The sequence below is a fragment of the Streptomyces sp. NPDC002884 genome (assembly GCF_040295245.1).
Classification (GTDB): Bacteria; Actinomycetota; Actinomycetes; order Streptomycetales; family Streptomycetaceae; genus Streptomyces.
On record NZ_JBEOVB010000039.1, the window covers coordinates 17,621 to 34,746 of the forward strand.

A 17,126-nucleotide genomic window follows, 5' to 3' on the forward strand; every position below is an offset into this window, starting at 1 on the left:
ATGAAGCCTGCCGTTCCCGGGGCGCGCGGTCCCTGGGCCTGAGAGCCGGATCGGGGGTGGTCCTGTCGCCACCCCTACGGGTGTACGTCCACCCAGGAGCCGCTCCGCGCGGAGCGTGTCATCGCCTCCAGCACGGTCGCGCTGTGCACCGCGTCCGCGAGTGTCGCCCCGTAGGGGGTGCCCTCGGCGACCGAGCGCAGGAAGCGGTAGGCCTCCACCACCTTCAGGTCGTCGTACCCCATCGCGTTCGCCGCGCCCGGCTGGAAGGCGCCGAACTCGCCGTCGCCCGGGCCGACGTACACCGTGCTGACGGGCTGGTCCTGGTACGTGGTGCCGCGGCTGATGCCCAGCTCGTTCATCCGCCGGAAGTCCCAGAACACCGCGCCCTCGGTGCCGTGCACCTCGAAGCCGTAGTTGTTCTGCTCGCCGACCGAGACCCGGCAGGCCTCCAGTACACCCCGGGCGCCGGAGGCGAAACGCAGCAGGCAGTTGACGTAGTCCTCGTTCTCGACCGGGCCGAGTTCGCCGCCGACAGCGAGGCTGTGGCCCGCCGTCGCTCCCGTCGGGCGGGCCCGCTCGGGGACGAAGACCGCCGTGTCGGCCGTCAGGGACGTGATGTCGCCGAGCAGGAAACGGGCCAGGTCGACGCCGTGCGAGGCCAGGTCGCCCAGCACTCCGCTGCCGCCCCGCTCCCGCTCGTACCGCCAGGTCAGGGCCCCGTCGGGGTGGGCCGCGTAGTCGCTGAAGAGACGGACGCGGACGTGGGTGACCGTGCCGAGCTCACCCGCGGCGATCAGATCGCGGGCGGTCTCCACGGCGGGCGCGTTGCGGTAGTTGAAGCCGACCGCGCCCTGCACGCCCGCCTTCGCCACCGCGTCCGCCACCGCCCGGGCGTCCGGGGGAGTGAGGCCCACCGGCTTCTCGATCCAGATGTGTTTGCCGGCCTCGGCCATCGCGACACCGATCTCGCGGTGCAGGAAGTTCGGCGCGGTGATGCTCACGGCCCGCACCCGCGGGTCGGCGGCCACCTCGCGCCAGTCCCGGGTGGCGGAGGCGAAGCCGAACTGCTCCGCGGCCTCGTCTGCCCGGCCGGGCACCTCCTCGGCGACGGCGACCAGCTCGGGCCGCAGGGCCAGCCGCGGATAGTGGTGCCGGACGCGGGCGTACGCCTGGGTGTGCACCCGGCCCATCCAGCCGAACCCCACGACGGCCACTCCCAGTGCATCCACCACGGCAGTCACCACAGCCCTTCCTTGGACCGCTCCATTCGCTGACCAGGCCACCCTGCGGGCCGTTTCCCCAGGGTGTCAAGGGTTTCAAGGCCCTTTGACAACCCGTGCCGCAGATGGAACGGTCCAATCATGAGACCACCGACCATCCGTGACGTCGCCGACCGGGCCGGGGTGTCCAAATCGCTGGTCTCCCTGGTGCTGCGCGGCTCCGACCAGGTGCGTGCCGAGAAGCGCGAGGCCGTCCTGCGGGCCGTGCGCGAGCTGGGCTACCGGCCCAACGCGGCCGCGCGCAGCCTCAGCGAGCAGCGCGGCCCGTCCGACTCCCGGCCGCAACCGGGCGGGGGGACCCCCATGGTCGGCGTCCTGCTGCACGACCTGCGCAACCCCTGGTACGTGGACCTCCTGGACGGCCTCAACTCCCTGCTGCACGCGAGCGGCCTGCACATGCTGCTGGCCGACGCCCGGCTGCACCGGCGCGTCGGCCAGGACCCGGCCGGGCCCTTCCTGGACCTCGGAGCGCACGGGCTGGTCGTGGTCGGCACGCTGCCCGACCCGGCGGCTCTGGAGACGGTCGCCGCCCGGATGCCGGTCGTGGTCGCGGCGGCCCGTGAGCCGGTGCCGGCCGGGGTGGACCTGGTGGCGAACGACGACGAGCGCGGCGCCCGCCTGGTCACCGAGCACCTCGTCGGACTCGGCCACCGCCGCATCGCCCACCTGGCGGGCTACGGCGCCGTCGCCGACCTGCGCCGGCGCGGCTTCGAGGCCACCATGCGGGCGGCGGGACCGGCCCAGGTGGCGCTGGTCGAGCCGGGGGACATGACCGAGGAGGGCGGTTACCGGGCCCTGGTGCGGCTGCTCGCCCGGCCCGACCGGCCCACGGCCGTGTTCGCCGTCAACGACATGACGGCGGTGGGGGCGCTGTCGGCGGCCGAGGAACTGGGCCTGCGCGTGCCGCGCGACCTGTCCGTGGTCGGCTACGACAACACCGGCATCTCCCGGCTGCGCCATGTGTGGCTCACGACCGTCGACGGCGCCGGCCACGAGGTCGGCCGCCGTGCCGCCCGCTGTCTGCTCGACCGTCTCGAACGGCCGGGCGCCGAGGGACGGCTGCAGCTGGCCCCGCCGGTCCTGGAGGTCCGCGGGACGACGGCGCCCCCGCCCGCGGTCACAGCGTGATCGCGTAGGCCTTCCGCAGCGTCTCGTGGACGGTCCAGGTCGTCCGGTCGCCCTCGCGCAGTACCGCCATGTCGCCGGGGCCGACCGTCAGCGTGGGACCGCCCTCGACCTCGACGGTCGCCGACCCGCTGATCACCACGAACAGCTCGTCCGCCTCGGTGTCGGTGACGACGCCCGGGGTGATCTGCCAGATCCCCCTGACCTGACGGCCGTCCGCCGACTCCCACACCACCTTGCCGGTCACCTCGGGGGTCCCGGCGACGATCTGCCGCGGATCGAGCGGCTCGGGCTCGAGGTCGGCGTCGGGGATGTGGACGACGAAGCTGGGGGGCGGCGGGCTGCCGGGGCCGCTGTCGGTGCTCATGGAGCGACCCTAGCGAGGCCGTACGTCCGCCGGGCGTGGACACTGTGTGGGCTGTCGGCCCAGGTGGGAGGACACTTCGTCACGACTGGCGGCCCGTGCGGGACGGGGTGATCGTGGAGCGCATGGCGGACGACACCGCGGCCGTGCGCGAGCCGCACCGGCACGACACGCGTGAGGCCCTTCTCTTCGGCGGTGTCTACGGCGCGGTCCTCGCGAGCTCGATGGTCGCCGCGCTCAGCCAGCACGGGCACACCTCCCAGAGCAGCCGCCGCTACGACGCCGCCTGGCTGCTGGTGACCGCGTTCGCCTCGGCGCTCGCGCACGGCTACGCCCACTACATCGCCGAGCGCGGTGCGCACCGCCGGGGGGACGCGCTGCGCACCCTCGCCGAGGAGTGGCCCCTCGTCGTGGCCGTGCTGCCCACCGTCCTGATCCTCGCGGGCGCCGGCTGGGGCTGGTGGCCGGCGAGCGGGGTGGAGTACGCGGCGTTCGTCCTGAACATCGCCCTGCTGTTCGTCCTCGGCCTGGTCACGGCCCGCTGGTCGCGCCGTCCTTGGGCCGTCGCGGTGTTGATCGGGGCGGTGGACGCGCTGCTCGGCGTGATCGTGGTCGTGGCGAACGCGTTGATCAAGTAGCCCGCGCGGTCCTTCGCCGTACCCGTCCGATGGGACCATGGCGCGGCGGCAGCACGCGCGCAATACGGCGGACAAAATTGTTGACAATCTTGTTTCGCTAGATTTAGGTTCGACAGGCACTCACTCAGGGAGGGCAACCATGCCGAAAGAAGCCCGTCCGAGCACCGGGGAGCAGGCCAAACAGCATGCGCTCGCGCAGCTGCGGCAGGCGATCCTGCACGGCGAGATGGCACCGGCCCAGCGGTTGGTGGAGAACGAGCTCGCCGAGCAGTTCGGTGTGACGCGGGCCAGCATCCGCGCGGCACTCATCGATCTGGAGTCCCAGGGACTCGTCGAACGGATCCGCAACCGCGGTTCGCGGGTGCGGGTGGTGACCGTGGACGAAGCGGTCGCCATCACCGAGTGCCGCATGGTCCTCGAAGGGCTGTGCGCGGCGAAGGCGGCCGTCGCGGCCAGCGACGACCAGCTGAGCGAGCTCACCGACCTCGGCACGGCCATGACCAAGGCCGTCGCCGACGGCGAGCCGGTCACCTATTCCGACCTGAACCACGAACTGCACGTCCGCATCCGGGAGTTCTCCGACCAGCGGACCGCGCAGCAGCTGCTGGAGCGGCTCAACGCCCAACTGGTGCGTCACCGCTTCCAGTTGGCGCTGAGGCCGGGGCGGCCGCAGCAATCCCTGAACGAGCACCTGACCATGATCGAAGCGATCCGGGCCAGGGACCCCCAGGCGGCCGAGACGGCCGTCCGCGCCCACCTCACCAGCGTGATCGAGGCGCTGCGCGACTGATCACGGCTGCGCGGGGCGGGCGCCCACCTGTCACCAAGGAGATCTGAGAATGACCCAGGCCAACGCGCCCGCCAGCCCACCACGATCGACCCTCGTCGTCACCGCGCACGCCGGCGACTTCGTGTGGCGGGCGGGCGGCGCCATCGCCCTGGCCGCCTCCCGCGGGGAGAAGGTGACCATCGCGTGCCTGACCTTCGGCGAGCGCGGTGAGTCCGCCAAGGCGTGGCGCGAGGGCAGGAAGCTCGACGAGATCAAGGCGATACGCCGCGACGAGGCCGAGCGCGCCGCCGCCGCCCTGGGCGCCGAGGTCCGCTTCTTCGACGCCGGCGACTACCCGCTCGTGGCCACCGCCGAGCTGACCGACCGGCTCGTCGCCGTCTACCGGGACACCCAGCCGGACGTGGTGCTGACCCACCCCACCGAGGACCCGTACAACGGCGACCACCCGGCCGCCAACCGCATGGCGCTGGAGGCCAGGGTCCTCGCCCAGGCCATCGGCTACCCGGGCGAGGGCGAGATCATCGGCGCGCCGCCGGTCTTCTACTTCGAGCCGCACCAGCCGGAGATGAGCGGCTTCCGGCCCGAGGTCCTGCTCGACATCACCGAGGTCTGGGAGACCAAGCGCGAGGCCATGGAGTGCCTCGGCGCCCAGCAGCACCTGTGGGACTACTACACCGACCTCGCCGTGCGCCGGGGCGTGCAGCTCAAGCGCAACGCCGGTCCGAACCTGGGCCTGGCGCACAGGACCATGGCCGAGGCGTTCATGCGCCCCTACCCGCAGATCGCGCAGGAGCTGTCATGAGCGGCGTCATCGTCACGAATCCGCCGAAGGCGGAGCTGAAGGACGTCGACGCGCTGGCCGGCTTCGGCGTGGCCACGGTCGGCGAGGCGCTGGGCCGGACCGGACTGCTGAGCCCGGAGATCCGCCCGATCCAGCAGGGCGTACGGGTCGCCGGCACCGCCGTGACCGTGCTCAGCTGGCCCGGCGACAACCTCATGATCCACGCGGCCGTCGAGCAGTGCGGCGAGGGCGACATCCTCGTCGTCACCACCACCTCCCCGTCCACCGACGGCATGTTCGGCGAGCTCTTCGCGACCGCGCTCCAGCGGCGCGGGGTGCGCGGTGTGATCACCAACGCGGGCATCCGCGACACCCAGGAGCTGCGGGACATGGGCTTCGCGGCCTGGTCGCGGGCCGTCTCCTCGCAGGGGACCGTGAAGGCCACCGGCGGCTCGGTCAACGTGCCGATCGCGATCGACGGCCAGGTGATCCGTCCGGGCGACGTGATCCTCGCCGACGACGACGGTGTCGTGGTCGTGCCGCGCGAGCGGGCCCGCGCCACCGCGGAGGCGTCCGAAGCCCGCGAGGCGAAGGAAGCCCGCTCCCGTGCCGCCTTCCTCGAAGGCGAACTCGGCCTGGACCGCTACGGGTTGAGGGAGACCCTGAAGCGGCTCGGCGTCGAGTACCAGACGTACGACAGCTACGCGGGGGAGTCGTCGTGACCTCGGTGCCCGAGGAGCTGCCCTGTCTGCTGATGCGGGGCGGCACCTCGAAGGGCGCGTACTTCCTCGCCGACGATCTCCCCGCCGAACAGGCCCTGCGCGACGAGCTGTTGCTGCGTGTCATGGGCAGCCCGGACGCCCGCCAGATCGACGGGCTGGGCGGCGCGCACCCGCTCACCAGCAAGGTGGCCGTGGTGTCGCCGTCGGCCGACCCGCACGCCGACGTCGACTACCTCTTCCTTCAGGTCGCCGTGGAGCGGCCCGAGGTGAGCGACCGTCAGAACTGCGGCAACATCCTCGCCGGCGTCGGCCCGTTCGCCGTGGAGCGCGGGCTCGTCGCCGCGGGGGAGGAGGAGACCGCCGTCCGTATCCGCATGGTCAACTCCGACGACTACGCGACGGCGACCTTCCCGACTCCGGGCGGTCGCGTGGACTACACCGGCGCCGCCGAGATCTCCGGGGTACCGGGGTCGGCCGCGCCCGTGGTGATCGAGTTCCCGCCGGGCGCCGGCGCGCTGCTGCCCACGGGCAACGTCCGGGACGAGATCGACGGCGTGGCGGTGACCTGCGTGGACAACGGCATGCCCACGGTGCTCATCGCGGCCACCTCCCTCAAGGTCACCGGCTACGAGCTGCCCAGGGATCTGGAGGAGGACGTCGCGCTCGCCGACCGCCTGCGGACGATCCGCCTGGCGGCGGGCCGGCTGATGGGCCTCGGCGACGTCTCGGACACCACCGTGCCCAAGCTCACGCTGCTCGCCGCGCCCCGCGACGGCGGCGCGGTCGCCACCCGCACCTTCATTCCTGTGCGCTGCCATCCCTCTATCGGGGTGCTCGGCGCGGCCAGCGTCGCGGCCGGCCTACGGATCGAAGGCAGCGTGGGAGCCGATCTGGCGAGGGTCGACGCCGGTAGTGACCGAATTCGCATAGAACATCCCACGGGATTCCTGGACATCGAAAGTAGCCTCGGGACAACCCCCGACGGGTTGCCCTCCGCCCGCCGCACCGCCGTCGTGCGTACGGCCCGAAAGATCTTCGACGGCACCGTCTTCCCCAGGTCCGCCGAGACGGCCCCCCTGCCCGCACGCTCCCCTGGAGGTCAACGATGACTCCGCCGCTCGGCGACATCGCCCACATCGGCCATGCCCAGCTCTTCACCCCGGACCTGGACGCCAGTGTCGGCTTCTTCACGGAGTACCTGGGGCTCACCGTCAGCGGGCAGGCCGGCGACACGGTCTATCTGCGGACCTTCGACGACTACGAGCACCACAGCCTGGTGCTCACCGCCCGCGAGCAGCCCGGTCTCGGCCGGCTGGCCCTGCGCACCTCCAGCGAGGAGGCCCTGCGGCGCAGGGTCGCGGCGGTCGAGGCGGCGGGCGGTACCGGCCACTGGGCCGAGGACGAGCCGGGCCTCGGCAAGCTGTACGTCACCACCGACCCGGACGGCCACGAGCACGCCCTGTACTGGGAGAGCGAGTACTACCGGGCCCCCGACGAGCTGAAGCCGGCGCTGAAGAACCAGCCGCAGGCCAAGCCCAACCGGGGCGTGGGCGTGCGGCGCCTGGACCACATCAACTTCCTCGCCGCCGACGTGCTCGCCAACTCGGAGTTCCAGCAGAACCTGCTGGGCGCCCGCCCCACCGAGCAGATCCGGCTCGACACGGGCAGGATCGCGGCGCGCTGGCTGACGTACACGAACAAGTCGTACGACGTGGTCTACACCTCGGACTGGACCGGCAGTTCCGGGCGGCTGCACCACATCGCGTTCGCCACCGACACCCGTGAGGACATCCTGCGCGCCGCCGATCTCGCGATCGACTCGGGCGTGTTCATCGAGACGGGCCCGCACAAGCACGCCATCCAGCAGACGTTCTTCCTGTACGTCTACGAGCCCGGCGGCAACCGCATCGAGCTGTGCAACCCGCTCACCCGCCTCGTGCTGGCCCCCGACTGGCCGCTCGTCACCTGGACCGAGGAGGAGCGCAAGAAGGGGCAGGCCTGGGGTCTGCGGACGATCGAGTCGTTCCACACCCACGGCACACCGCCCGTGAGCTGAGTCCGTTCTTCGGGTGCGCAGGGCGTCGGACCAGCGGAGAAGCAGCGGTCCAATGGATTGTCGATGAGATTGTTGACAAAAGTGTTGACTCTCTCCGGGCTGATCCTTAGCGTCTTGCGCACACCGGGTCAGCCGCACGAGCCGCGCCGGCCCTCTTCACTCGTCCCCTCCAGGGTTCGTCTCCTGGACGAGAGGAAAACAACGATGTCCTCCTCCCCCGCTCTGTCCGCCCGCGGCAGCAGACTGGCCCTCCTGGTCGTCGGTCTGTGCTGGCTGGCCGTGCTCTTCGACGGCCTCGACATGTTCATCTACGGCTCGGTGCTGCCGCATCTGCTGGAGACGAAGACCTTCGGCCTCACCCCGGACACGGCCGGCGACCTCGGCAGCTACGCCACCTTCGGCATGCTGATCGGCGCCCTCACGGCGGGCACCGTCGCCGACCGGATCGGGCGCAAGAAGCTGATGGTCGGCTGCGTGATCCTCTTCTCGCTGGCCTCCGGCGTGTGCGCGACGGCGGGCAGCGTCGAGGTCTTCGGCCTCGGCCGGACCCTGGCGGGCGTCGGCCTCGGCGGCCTGCTGCCCACCGCGATCAGCATGGTCTCCGACTACGCCCCGCGCGGCCGCGGCGCCATCGTCATCGGCCTGCTGATGACCGCCCACCACGCCGGCGGCATCCTCTCCGCCTACGTCGCCAAGTGGCTCATCGACCCGGTCGGCTGGCGCGCCGCCTTCTGGGTCTGCGTGCTTCCGCTGCTCTTCGCCCCGGTGCTCGCCAAGCTGCTGCCCGAGTCGCTGAGCTTCCTCGTGGCCAAGGGCCGCGCCGACGAGGCCCGCGAGCTGGCCGGCCGCTACGACGTCGAGCTGCCCGCCGTGAAGTCCGGCAAGCAGGGCGCGGCCGACCGCTGGAACGCGCTGCAGAACCTCTTCCGCGGCGGCGAGTGGACCCAGACCCTGCTGTACTGGCTGGCCTCCTTCGGCGGTCTCCTCCTCGTCTACGGCGTCGCCACCTGGCTGCCCACCCTGATGCGCGCCGAGGGCTACGAGCTGGGCTCGGCCCTGTCCTTCGTGGTCGTCTTCAACCTCGGCGGCATCGTGGGCATGCTGGTGGCCGGGCGCGCCGCCGACCGGTTCGGCGCCCCGCGCATCTCCGCGATCTGGTTCGCGCTGACCGCCGCCGGTGTGTTCCTGCTCAGCGTCCACATGCCGATGAGCGTGACGATGATCGTCGTCTTCCTCACCGGCGTCTTCCTCAACAGCGCCCAGACGATGATCTACGCGACGGTCTCCATCCGCTCCCAGGCGGACGACCGGGCCACCGCCGTCGGCTGGACCTCGGGCATGGGCCGCTTCGGCGCCGTGTTCGGCCCGTGGCTGGGCGGCCAGCTGCTCGCCTCCGGCCAGGGCGACTGGGGCTTCACCGCCTTCGCGATCGCCGGCCTGTCGTCCATGGTCTTCATCGGCATCGCCGCGCTGCGCAGCTCGAAGCAGACTCCGCACGGCGCCGACCAGGAACTGGTGGGCGCGCACTGAGCGAGCGCACGGCGCACGGCTGACACCGGGGGCACGGAAGGACGCCGGTCACCGCACGGGGTGCGGGGGCCGGCGTCCGGCGCGTCCGGCGCCGGCCCCTGCCGAGGGCGAGGGCGAGGGCGGGGGCAGGGGCCGGGGCAGGGGCACGGGCAGGGGGCGCGGGAGTGCGTCGGCTGCGGGAGGGCGGGGGGTGGGCCGCGCAGTTCCCCGCGCCCCTGGGGGGCGTGCAGTCGCCCGTGCTGCCTGGCGCTGTTTCGTCCGGGGTGCGGTGAGGGGCGTTCGGTCGCACGCTCTAGCTATGGACAAGCAGTGGGAGGTCCGGCGTGCGGGGCCGAGGGACGCGTCGCACCGGGTGCTGATGATTCCGGGTGCGCTGTGCACGACCGCGTTCTACGCGGATCTGATGGCCGAGCCGGCGATGGCGGGCCTCGGGACGATCGCGGCGACCCTGCCGGGGTTCGGCCGTACCGAGGCGCCCGAGGACGTGTCCGTCGAGCACTACGCCCGGCTGATGACGGACTTCGCGGCCGAGGCCGGCTGCGACACGGTCGTGGGCCACAGCCTGGGCGCCAACGTGGCGATCGAGATGGCCGCGGCGGGCCTGTTCACGGGCCCCGTGGTGCTGCTCTCGCCGACCTTCTCGCGAGGGGACGAGTCGAGGTCCCTGTCCGTGATCAACGCCGTGGCGCGGGTGCCCGGGCTCGGCACGGCGGCCTGGGCGGGCATGCTGAAACTGCTGCCCCGGGCGATGGAGGACGAACTGCCGCCGCCGCGCGCGAAGGCGCTGGCGGCGGCGATGGCCGACAACGACCCGGCGGCCTGCCGCCGGATCCTGCGGCACCACTACGCCTATCTGGACCGGTATCCGTCCCTGGTCCAGAGGCTGTGCGAGGCCGGGGTCCCGGCCTGGGTGGTGCGCGGGGACCGCGACGAGATCGGCCTGACCGACGCCGAGCGGCGGGGGCTGGCGGCCTGCCGGAACATCCGGACGGTCACGGTGCCCGACGCGGGACACTTCGCCCTGGTGGAACAGCCCGCGCGGGTCGCCGCCGTCGTCCTGGACGCGGTGACCGCGGCGGTGCGCTGAACGCCGTACCCGGTCCCGCCGTGCTCAGTCGTCGGAGCCCATCTGGTCCTCCGCCGACAGGTGTTCCACCGTGCGGCCGGTCTCGGTGAACGTGCGCGTCACATGGCCCGAGGAGTACACCCACAGGATCCGCAGCGGGCGGTCGCCGATGTTGCGGAACAGGTGGGGGATCGGGGACGGCACGTACGTGGTGTCGAACTGCTCCAGCTTCGTCACCTCGCCGTCCACCCACACCTCCGCCTCGCCCTCGAGGATCGTCACGTGCTCGTCGCAGTTGTGCGAGTGCAGCGGGGCCCCCGAGCCGACGGGGTAGACGCTCATCCCGCTCGTGATCCGGTTCTCCCCGTCCGCCGACGCGGTGGTGACGAGCGGTGTCGTCACGACCGCGCCGCCGCGGTCGAGCAGCGGGACGGACGCGGCCTTGATGATGGTGGTCATGTCGGACGACGTTAGGTCGCCGCCCGGCGAATGGGGGGCCTCCGGCGTGCAGTTTTACGTTGCGCTCCGAGGTGGGTGAGCTTCTCGGACACGGCTGTACCTTCACCTGGCACCGCACGGATTCACGACCCGTGCCCGTAATGCGCCGGAAAGAAAAGGCAGGTAACGGCCGTGAGGCTCCCCGTTCTCGACGAAGAGGAAATGGATGCGCGGCAGCAGGAGCTGGCCGCGCGGATCGCCGGCCGCCGTGGCGCGGTGCGCGGTCCCTTCCGGGTCTGGCTGCACAGCCCGGAGATGTGCGAACGGGCCGAGTCGCTCGGTGCGTTCGCCCGCTTCGACTGCTCGCTGCCGAAGCATCTGCGCGAGCTGACCCTGCTGATGGCGGCCCGCAACTGGGACGCGCAGTACTCCTGGAACGCCCATGTGCACCAGGCCGTCGAGGCCGGCATCCCGGAGGCCGCCGTGCAGGCGATCGCCGAGAAGCGCGAGGCGGTCTTCGACGACGAGGCCGACCAGGTCTTCTACCGGTTCTGCCGGGAGATCCTCGACGACCACTTCGTCACCGACGCCACCTTCGCGGCGGCACTGGAGCACTTCGGCTCCAAGGGCCTGGTGGACACCATCGGCGCGCTCGGCAACTTCACCATGCTCGGCATGTGCCTGAACACGTTCCAGGTGGACCTCCAGGCCGACAAGGAGCCCCCCTTCCCCGACATCCGCGGCTACGGACGTGTGGCCCCCGAGGGCGACCGGCCATGACCGCCGTACTGCGCGCCCGGGGCGTCACCAAGAGCTTCGGCGGGGCGGCCGCGCTGAAAGGCGTCGACCTCGATCTGTACCCCGGCGAGGTGCACGCCCTGATGGGCATGAACGGCGCCGGGAAGTCGACCCTCGTACAGGTGCTGTCCGGCGTCCACCAGGCCGACTCCGGCACGATCGAGGTCGACGGGCAGGAGCAGCACGGGCTGAGCGTGCGCAGGGCGCGCAGGCTGGGCATCTCCTCGGTGCCGCAGCGCCGCGAACTGGCGATGGGCCTGAGCGTCGCCGAGAACATCCTGCTGGGCGACCTGCCCACGCGGGCGCGCGCCGTGCGGTGGAAGGCGGTCAGGGAGGAGGCCCGCTCGGCCCTCGCCGCCCTGGGGATCGCCATCGACGTGGAGCGCGCCGCCGGTTCGCTCACCGTCGCCGAGCAGACCATGGTGGAGGTGGCCCGCGAGGTCCGGCGCGGCGGCCGCGTGCTGATCCTGGACGAGCCGACCGCGTGTCTGAGCGCCAAGGACGCCCACCGGATCCGCGCCCTGGTGCGCACCCTGCGCGACGAGGGCGTCGCCGTCGTCTACATCTCGCACTACATCGACGAGGTCATGGCCGTCGCCGACCGGCTCACCGTCCTGCGGGACGGGGCCGTGGTGACGAGCGCGCCCGCCGCCGAGCTGGACGACGCGGGACTGGTGCGTGCCATGGTCGGCCGCGACGTCGTCTCCACCCGCCCCGAACGCCCCACGCCGAAGGACGAAGTCGGCCTGGCGGTAAGGGGGTTGAGTCAGGGACGGGCCATCCGGGACTTCACCGTCGAGGTGCGCAGGGGCGAGATCGTCGCCGTCCTGGGGCCCGCCGGGGACGCCCAGTCCCGGCTGTTCGACCTGCTGTCCGGGCGGCAGCGCCCGGAGACCGGCGATCTGCACGTCGACGGCCGGGCCGTGCCCTTCGGCCGGGTCCCGGCCTCGCTCGCCAGCGGGCTGCGCTGTGTCACCGGCGACCGCCGTTCCCTGGGCCTGGTCCCGGGCATGTCGCTGGACGAGAACCTGATGCTCGCCGACGACCGGTTCGCGCGCCGTCGTCTGCACCACCGCGGCCAACTCGCCCGCCGGGCCGCCCCGTTGCGTCACAGCTACGGAGTCAGGGCACTGGCGGGGAACCCGCCGGTGAGCGCGCTGTCGGGCGGCAACCAGCAGAAGGTGCTGCTCGGGAAGTGGCTGGAGACCTCACCGGCCGCGTGCTTCCTGGAGGACCCCACCAACGGCGTGGACATCGCCGCCATGGCCGACATCCACACCCTCCTCGACGATCTCGCCTCTCGGGGAGTGGCCGTACTGCTCGCCTCCTCCTCCGCCGAGGAGGTCATGCGACTGGCCGACCGGGTCGTCGTCGTGAGCGCCGGCCGCACGGTCGCCGAGCACGACATCACCGCCATCACCCGCGACGAACTCGTCGCCACGGCCCTCGGAGGTCAACCGCAGTGAGCGTCAAGACTCTTTCCGATGCCCCCGGCGTGTCCGGCCCGCCCGAGGCGCCGGCGTCCCGTCTCTCCCCGGGCAAGGTGCGCGATCTGCCGCACGCCGGTCTGATCGCCGTGCTCGTCCTCGTCGTGGTGTTCACCGCCGTGCAGAGCGAGACGTTCGCCACCGACCGCAACATCGTCAACATCCTCAGCCAGGTGAGCGTCAACGCCGTACTCGCCGCGGGACTCACCTTGTTGATGACCGCGGGCGGCATGGACTTCTCCATGGGCAGCAACGTCGCCGTCACGGCCGCCGTCTCGGCGAAACTGCTCGCCGACGGCCAGCCCACCGGCTACGCCGTGGTCGTCGCGCTGCTGCTCGGCACCGCCATCGGTCTCGTCAACGGGCTGGTGGTGACCTTCACCAACGTGGCGCCGTTCGTCGTGACGCTGGCCTCGGCCACCCTGCTCGACGGCGTCGCGCTCCTGGTCCACGACGGCTCCACCATCTCCATCGGCACCCGTATGTTCGCCCTCGGCAACGACAAGGTGCTCGGCGTGCCGTACCTGCTGATCGTCGCCGTCCTGGTGCTGATCGTGACGGCGCTCGTCATGCGGTTCACGGTGTTCGGCCGGGACGCCTTCGCCATCGGCGGCAACGAGCACGTGGCCCGCCTCAGCGGCATCAACGTCACGGCCCGCAAGCTCACCCTGTACGGCCTCACCGGCACCCTCTCCGGACTCGCCGGCCTGATGCTGCTGTCCCGCCTCGGCTCCTCCAGCCCCGGCGGCACCGCGGGCCTCTCGCTCCAACTGGCCGTGGTCGCCGCGGTGGTCATCGGCGGCACCTCGCTGGCCGGCGGGCACGGCACGGTCATCGGCACCGCCCTCGGCCTGGTGCTGCTCGGTGTGGTGGCCAACGCGCTGAACCTCCTGGACTTCTCCAGCAACTACCAGCCGGTCTCCGTCGGCGCCGTGCTGCTCGTGGCGGCCATCGCCAACGAGATGCACAAGGCCCGCTCGGGCTCGGCCCGCCACTGACCTTCCCTCCCGTTCCTGCCTCACGAAAGGCGTTTCACCATGAGACTCTCCGCGCGTACACGCAGGGCCCTGTTCGCCACCGTCACCGGCTCCACCCTGGTGCTGACCGGCTGCGGCAACGGCGACAGCGGCAGCGGCAGTTCCGACAGCGTCTCCCTCGGCTTCGTCAACGGTGGCGACACCAACTTCCACAGCTGTCTCCAGAAAGCCGTCGAAGGTCAGGCGAAGACCGCGGGCGCGAAGGTCTACACGGCCAACTCCCACCAGAACGCCGGGACCGAGCTGTCCAACATCGAGGACATGATCTCCCGCGACGTGAGCGCGCTGATCGTGCAGACGGTCAACGTCGACGCGCTCAAGGGCGACATCGCCAAGGCGAAGGCCTCGGGCATACCGATCTATCTGACCTCCGTGTCCACCGGCGACGCCGCCGACATTCTCGGCGCGGCCGTCGTCGACCTGAAGAAGGTCGGCAGCCTCGACGCGGGCTGGGTCGCCCAGGACGCGGGCACGAAGCCGGTGCAGGTCGGCATCGTGGCCGGGGCTCCGGGCGCGGCCTCGGACCTGCTCGTGGGCGGCTTCAAGGGCGCTCTGCCGGCCACGGCCGAGGTCGTCGCCAACCAGCCGGGTATGTTCAATCCCGCAAAGGCCCAGGACGTGGCGGAGAACATGATCCAGGCCAATCCCGACCTGGACTACGCGTTCGTCGCCAACGAGGAGATGGCCTTCGCGGTGCGCAAGGCGTTCGACGCCGCCGGCGCGAAGGACGTCAAGATCGTCACCGTGAACGGGACCGACGAGGGCCTGGCCGCCGTCAAGAGCGGCGAGTTCTCGGCCACCGTCGCGAACTCGGCGAAGACGATCGGAGAGACGGCCGTGAAGAACGCCGTCGGGCTCCTTGACGAGCAAAAGGTTGACAAGATTGCCAACATTCCTCTTCTGTTGGTGACCGAGGACAACCTGAGCGAGGCACCCCAGTACTGCCCGAAGTGAGGGCCCCACCGGGAAGCGGTGCCTGCCTGCGCCCCGGTTGTTCCGAGCCGCAGGAATGCTCCCGTTCTCGATGCCGCGGGCGGGAGCCGCAATCGGAGGAAACATGGACCGCTTGCTGCTGATGCACAGTTTCGTCACTGTCGCTCAGGCCGGAAGCTTCAACGGAGCCGCCAAGAAACTCGGCTCCTCCGGGTCACTGGTGTCACGGCACGTGGCCGAGCTGGAACGGCAGGTGGGGGTCCGCCTGGTCAACCGCACCGCCCGCTCGGTGAGCCTCACCGAGCCGGGACTGAGGTACGCGGAATTCGCCGCCCGCATCCTCGACGAGATCGACGCGCAGGACGCGGCACTCGCCGACTCGCACGACCGGGCCGAAGGCACCCTCAGCATCATCTGTCCGAAATGGATAGGCAGCCTGGACCTGGGTGACGCGATAGCCGCCTTTTCCGCGGCGCACCCGAAGATTCAGGTCCGATTCGAACTCGGCGGTATGTCCGACCGCACCTACGATTTCCTGGACAGCGGATTCGACGTGGCTTTCCACACACGCGACCTCCGTGATTCCAGCGTCCGCCTGAAGAAGATCTCCTCCCTGCCGTTCGTGCTGTGCGGCTCGGCGGACTACATCGAACGGCACGGCGGTCTCGCGCATCCCAACGACATCGCGGGCCACGACTGCCTCGTGCACGTCAACGACCCGGTCTGGCGCATCGGGCACGGCCACGCCAGCACCCTGCACAAGATCCGCAACATCGCCTTCTCGTCCAACTCCTACCTGGCCCTCCAGAAGGCGGCCGTGCACGGCCGGGGCATCGCCCTGCTCCCGCAGCGCCCGGCCTACGACGACCTCGTCTCCGGCGCCCTCAAGGTGCTGCTGCCGGAACTCGCCGTACCCGACCGCCCGCTGTACGCCATCTACGGCCCCGGACAGGACACCCCGCGCAAGATCAGCGTGTTCCTGGACTTTCTCTCCGAATGGTTCTCGCAGAACCCGATTCCCGCGATCCGGTAGCCCCGACGGCAGGCGCAACGGCAGGCGCAACCAAGAGTTGCGTATTTGGTAGAGCCGGGGCCATTGAGGCCCCGGCCACCCCAAACCTACGCTCACCTGGCGACCCGGAAACGAGGAATCCATGGGAATCCAGAGAATCGAATCGGTCACCTACGGCATCGACGACCTCGACGAATGCGTCCGGTTCTTCGAGGACTTCGGTCTGTTCCTGGTGGAGCGGACCGAGGAACACGCCGTGTTCGAGACCCTCACCGGGCAGACCCTCCACCTCGACACCGACCCGAACCCCCTGCTGCCCCCGCCGGTGGAGGACGGGCCGACCCTGCGCGAGGTCGTCTGGGGCGTCGACACGCGGGAGGAGCTGACCCGCCTGGCCGAGGCAGCCGGCCGGCGGCGAGCGGTGCGGGAGAGCGCCGACGGCGTCTTCCACACCGTCGACCTCAGCGGCTTCGGCGTGGGCCTCACCCTCGCCCGGCCGAAGCCGGTCGCCGTCGATCCCCGTCCCGCCAACGCGACGGGCAGCGTCCACCGGTGGAACACCGCCCTGGAGCCGCTCACACGGGCGTACCCGCTGCGCATGTGCCATGTGGCGCTGAACATCGCCAAGGCGGACAAGGACGAGGCGGTCGCCTTCTACACCGACGTCCTCGGCTTCCGGCCGACCGACATCGTGGAGCCGATGGGTGTCTTCATGCAGGCCCCGGGCGACGACGACCAGCACACCATGCTGCTGTGCCACCGTCCGGACCGGGTCGGCGTCAACCACATCGCCTACGAGGTGCCCGGCTTCGACGACGTCGTCGAGGGCGGCAACCACATGATCGAGAAGGGCTGGCGGGAGGCCCGCAGGCTCGGCCGCCACACCGTCGGCTCGAACGTCTTCCGCTTCCTGCACGCGCCGTGCGGGGGCCGCGTCGAGTACGCCGCCGACATGGACCGCGTCGACGACACCTACGAGACCCGCGTCCACGAGACCACTCCGCCGCACCACATCTGGGCGCTGCGCACGAACCGCGACCAGGACGCCGCAACCGCTTCCTGAGCCGTT

The 17,126-nt window shown here is 71.2% G+C and carries 18 protein-coding genes; 15 read left to right on the forward strand and 3 right to left on the reverse strand.

From position 1 onward, the window contains the following. Positions 1-74 precede the first annotated feature (74 nt). Positions 75-1,232, reverse strand: a complete 1,158-nt coding sequence (locus ABT070_RS40050) for a Gfo/Idh/MocA family protein (protein WP_351767870.1) — start codon at positions 1,230-1,232, stop codon at positions 75-77. 129 nt (positions 1,233-1,361) lie between these two features. On the opposite strand from ABT070_RS40050, the gene ABT070_RS40055 reads away from it, so the two are divergent. Next, positions 1,362-2,408: a LacI family DNA-binding transcriptional regulator gene (locus ABT070_RS40055; RefSeq protein WP_351767871.1), complete on the forward strand. Its 1,047-nt coding sequence runs from the start codon at positions 1,362-1,364 to the stop codon at positions 2,406-2,408. Here ABT070_RS40055 and ABT070_RS40060 read toward each other — a convergent pair. Next, entirely contained in the window at positions 2,398-2,772 is a 375-nt protein-coding gene (locus tag ABT070_RS40060; RefSeq protein ID WP_351767872.1) for a cupin domain-containing protein, read from the reverse strand. The genes ABT070_RS40055 and ABT070_RS40060 overlap by 11 nt on opposite strands. Before the next feature lie 122 nt (positions 2,773-2,894). Here ABT070_RS40060 and ABT070_RS40065 point away from each other — a divergent pair, with 122 nt between their 5' ends. The 8 genes from ABT070_RS40065 (at position 2,895) to ABT070_RS40100 (ending at position 10,373) form a co-directional block, all read left to right on the forward strand. Further along, positions 2,895-3,407, forward strand: coding sequence for a hypothetical protein (locus tag ABT070_RS40065; protein ID WP_351767873.1), 513 nt, complete (start codon positions 2,895-2,897; stop codon positions 3,405-3,407). A 139-nt stretch (positions 3,408-3,546) separates the two neighbouring features. Beyond that, the gene (locus tag ABT070_RS40070) at positions 3,547-4,197 is read left to right on the forward strand and encodes a GntR family transcriptional regulator (protein WP_351767874.1); all 651 of its coding nucleotides are present in this window, start codon (positions 3,547-3,549) and stop codon (positions 4,195-4,197) included. 49 nt (positions 4,198-4,246) lie between these two features. Next, positions 4,247-4,999, forward strand: coding sequence for a PIG-L deacetylase family protein (locus ABT070_RS40075; protein WP_351767875.1), 753 nt, complete (start codon positions 4,247-4,249; stop codon positions 4,997-4,999). Further along, on the forward strand, positions 4,996-5,700 hold the full coding sequence (locus ABT070_RS40080; RefSeq protein ID WP_351767876.1) for a 4-carboxy-4-hydroxy-2-oxoadipate aldolase/oxaloacetate decarboxylase: 705 nt from the start codon (positions 4,996-4,998) through the stop codon (positions 5,698-5,700). The genes ABT070_RS40075 and ABT070_RS40080 overlap by 4 nt, the downstream gene beginning before the upstream one ends. Continuing rightward, the gene (locus ABT070_RS40085; RefSeq protein ID WP_351767877.1) at positions 5,697-6,809 is read left to right on the forward strand and encodes a 4-oxalomesaconate tautomerase; all 1,113 of its coding nucleotides are present in this window, start codon (positions 5,697-5,699) and stop codon (positions 6,807-6,809) included. The genes ABT070_RS40080 and ABT070_RS40085 overlap by 4 nt, the downstream gene beginning before the upstream one ends. After that, positions 6,806-7,756: a VOC family protein gene (locus ABT070_RS40090; RefSeq protein WP_351767878.1), complete on the forward strand. Its 951-nt coding sequence runs from the start codon at positions 6,806-6,808 to the stop codon at positions 7,754-7,756. The genes ABT070_RS40085 and ABT070_RS40090 overlap by 4 nt, the downstream gene beginning before the upstream one ends. A 204-nt stretch (positions 7,757-7,960) precedes the next feature. Beyond that, positions 7,961-9,286 carry an MFS transporter gene (locus tag ABT070_RS40095; protein ID WP_351767879.1) on the forward strand — a complete coding sequence of 442 codons (1,326 nt, stop codon included), beginning with the start codon at positions 7,961-7,963 and terminating at the stop codon, positions 9,284-9,286. Positions 9,287-9,584: 298 nt separating this feature from the next. Further along, positions 9,585-10,373, forward strand: coding sequence for an alpha/beta fold hydrolase (locus tag ABT070_RS40100; protein ID WP_351767880.1), 789 nt, complete (start codon positions 9,585-9,587; stop codon positions 10,371-10,373). Between the two features lie 24 nt (positions 10,374-10,397). Here the strand turns inward: ABT070_RS40100 and ABT070_RS40105 are convergent, their stop codons facing one another. Further along, on the reverse strand, positions 10,398-10,811 hold the full coding sequence (locus ABT070_RS40105; RefSeq protein WP_351767881.1) for a cupin domain-containing protein: 414 nt from the start codon (positions 10,809-10,811) through the stop codon (positions 10,398-10,400). Positions 10,812-11,012: 201 nt separating this feature from the next. Between ABT070_RS40105 and ABT070_RS40110 the strand changes: the two genes are divergently transcribed. The 6 genes from ABT070_RS40110 (at position 11,013) to ABT070_RS40135 (ending at position 17,120) form a co-directional block, all read left to right on the forward strand. After that, positions 11,013-11,570 carry a carboxymuconolactone decarboxylase family protein gene (locus ABT070_RS40110; protein ID WP_351767908.1) on the forward strand — a complete coding sequence of 186 codons (558 nt, stop codon included), beginning with the start codon at positions 11,013-11,015 and terminating at the stop codon, positions 11,568-11,570. After that, entirely contained in the window at positions 11,567-13,054 is a 1,488-nt protein-coding gene (locus ABT070_RS40115) for a sugar ABC transporter ATP-binding protein (RefSeq protein ID WP_351767882.1), read from the forward strand. The genes ABT070_RS40110 and ABT070_RS40115 overlap by 4 nt, the downstream gene beginning before the upstream one ends. Next, the gene (locus tag ABT070_RS40120; RefSeq protein WP_351767883.1) at positions 13,051-14,073 is read left to right on the forward strand and encodes an ABC transporter permease; all 1,023 of its coding nucleotides are present in this window, start codon (positions 13,051-13,053) and stop codon (positions 14,071-14,073) included. Before ABT070_RS40115 ends, ABT070_RS40120 begins: the two co-directional genes overlap by 4 nt. A gap of 39 nt (positions 14,074-14,112) precedes the next feature. Continuing rightward, on the forward strand, positions 14,113-15,066 hold the full coding sequence (locus ABT070_RS40125) for a sugar ABC transporter substrate-binding protein (RefSeq protein ID WP_351767884.1): 954 nt from the start codon (positions 14,113-14,115) through the stop codon (positions 15,064-15,066). Positions 15,067-15,169: 103 nt separating this feature from the next. Then, positions 15,170-16,078 (forward strand): LysR family transcriptional regulator, encoded by a 909-nt coding sequence (locus tag ABT070_RS40130; RefSeq protein WP_351767885.1) that lies wholly within the window; start codon positions 15,170-15,172, stop codon positions 16,076-16,078. A 121-nt stretch (positions 16,079-16,199) separates the two neighbouring features. Continuing rightward, positions 16,200-17,120, forward strand: coding sequence for a VOC family protein (locus tag ABT070_RS40135; protein WP_351767886.1), 921 nt, complete (start codon positions 16,200-16,202; stop codon positions 17,118-17,120). Positions 17,121-17,126: the final 6 nt, after the last annotated feature.

Bases quoted from the DNA above. Each gene is read 5' to 3' on its own strand.
- ABT070_RS40135 (WP_351767886.1), top strand. From the start codon at position 16,200: ATGGGAATCCAGAGAATCGAATCGGTCACCTACGGCATCGACGACCTC.
- ABT070_RS40105 (WP_351767881.1), bottom strand. From the start codon at position 10,811: ATGACCACCATCATCAAGGCCGCGTCCGTCCCGCTGCTCGACCGCGGC.
- ABT070_RS40100 (WP_351767880.1), top strand. From the start codon at position 9,585: ATGGACAAGCAGTGGGAGGTCCGGCGTGCGGGGCCGAGGGACGCGTCG.
- ABT070_RS40060 (WP_351767872.1), bottom strand. From the start codon at position 2,772: ATGAGCACCGACAGCGGCCCCGGCAGCCCGCCGCCCCCCAGCTTCGTC.
- ABT070_RS40110 (WP_351767908.1), top strand. From the start codon at position 11,013: ATGGATGCGCGGCAGCAGGAGCTGGCCGCGCGGATCGCCGGCCGCCGT.
- ABT070_RS40080 (WP_351767876.1), top strand. From the start codon at position 4,996: ATGAGCGGCGTCATCGTCACGAATCCGCCGAAGGCGGAGCTGAAGGAC.
- ABT070_RS40115 (WP_351767882.1), top strand. From the start codon at position 11,567: ATGACCGCCGTACTGCGCGCCCGGGGCGTCACCAAGAGCTTCGGCGGG.
- ABT070_RS40095 (WP_351767879.1), top strand. From the start codon at position 7,961: ATGTCCTCCTCCCCCGCTCTGTCCGCCCGCGGCAGCAGACTGGCCCTC.
- ABT070_RS40130 (WP_351767885.1), top strand. From the start codon at position 15,170: ATGGACCGCTTGCTGCTGATGCACAGTTTCGTCACTGTCGCTCAGGCC.
- ABT070_RS40055 (WP_351767871.1), top strand. From the start codon at position 1,362: ATGAGACCACCGACCATCCGTGACGTCGCCGACCGGGCCGGGGTGTCC.
- ABT070_RS40075 (WP_351767875.1), top strand. From the start codon at position 4,247: ATGACCCAGGCCAACGCGCCCGCCAGCCCACCACGATCGACCCTCGTC.
- ABT070_RS40090 (WP_351767878.1), top strand. From the start codon at position 6,806: ATGACTCCGCCGCTCGGCGACATCGCCCACATCGGCCATGCCCAGCTC.
- ABT070_RS40065 (WP_351767873.1), top strand. From the start codon at position 2,895: ATGGCGGACGACACCGCGGCCGTGCGCGAGCCGCACCGGCACGACACG.
- ABT070_RS40070 (WP_351767874.1), top strand. From the start codon at position 3,547: ATGCCGAAAGAAGCCCGTCCGAGCACCGGGGAGCAGGCCAAACAGCAT.
- ABT070_RS40125 (WP_351767884.1), top strand. From the start codon at position 14,113: ATGAGACTCTCCGCGCGTACACGCAGGGCCCTGTTCGCCACCGTCACC.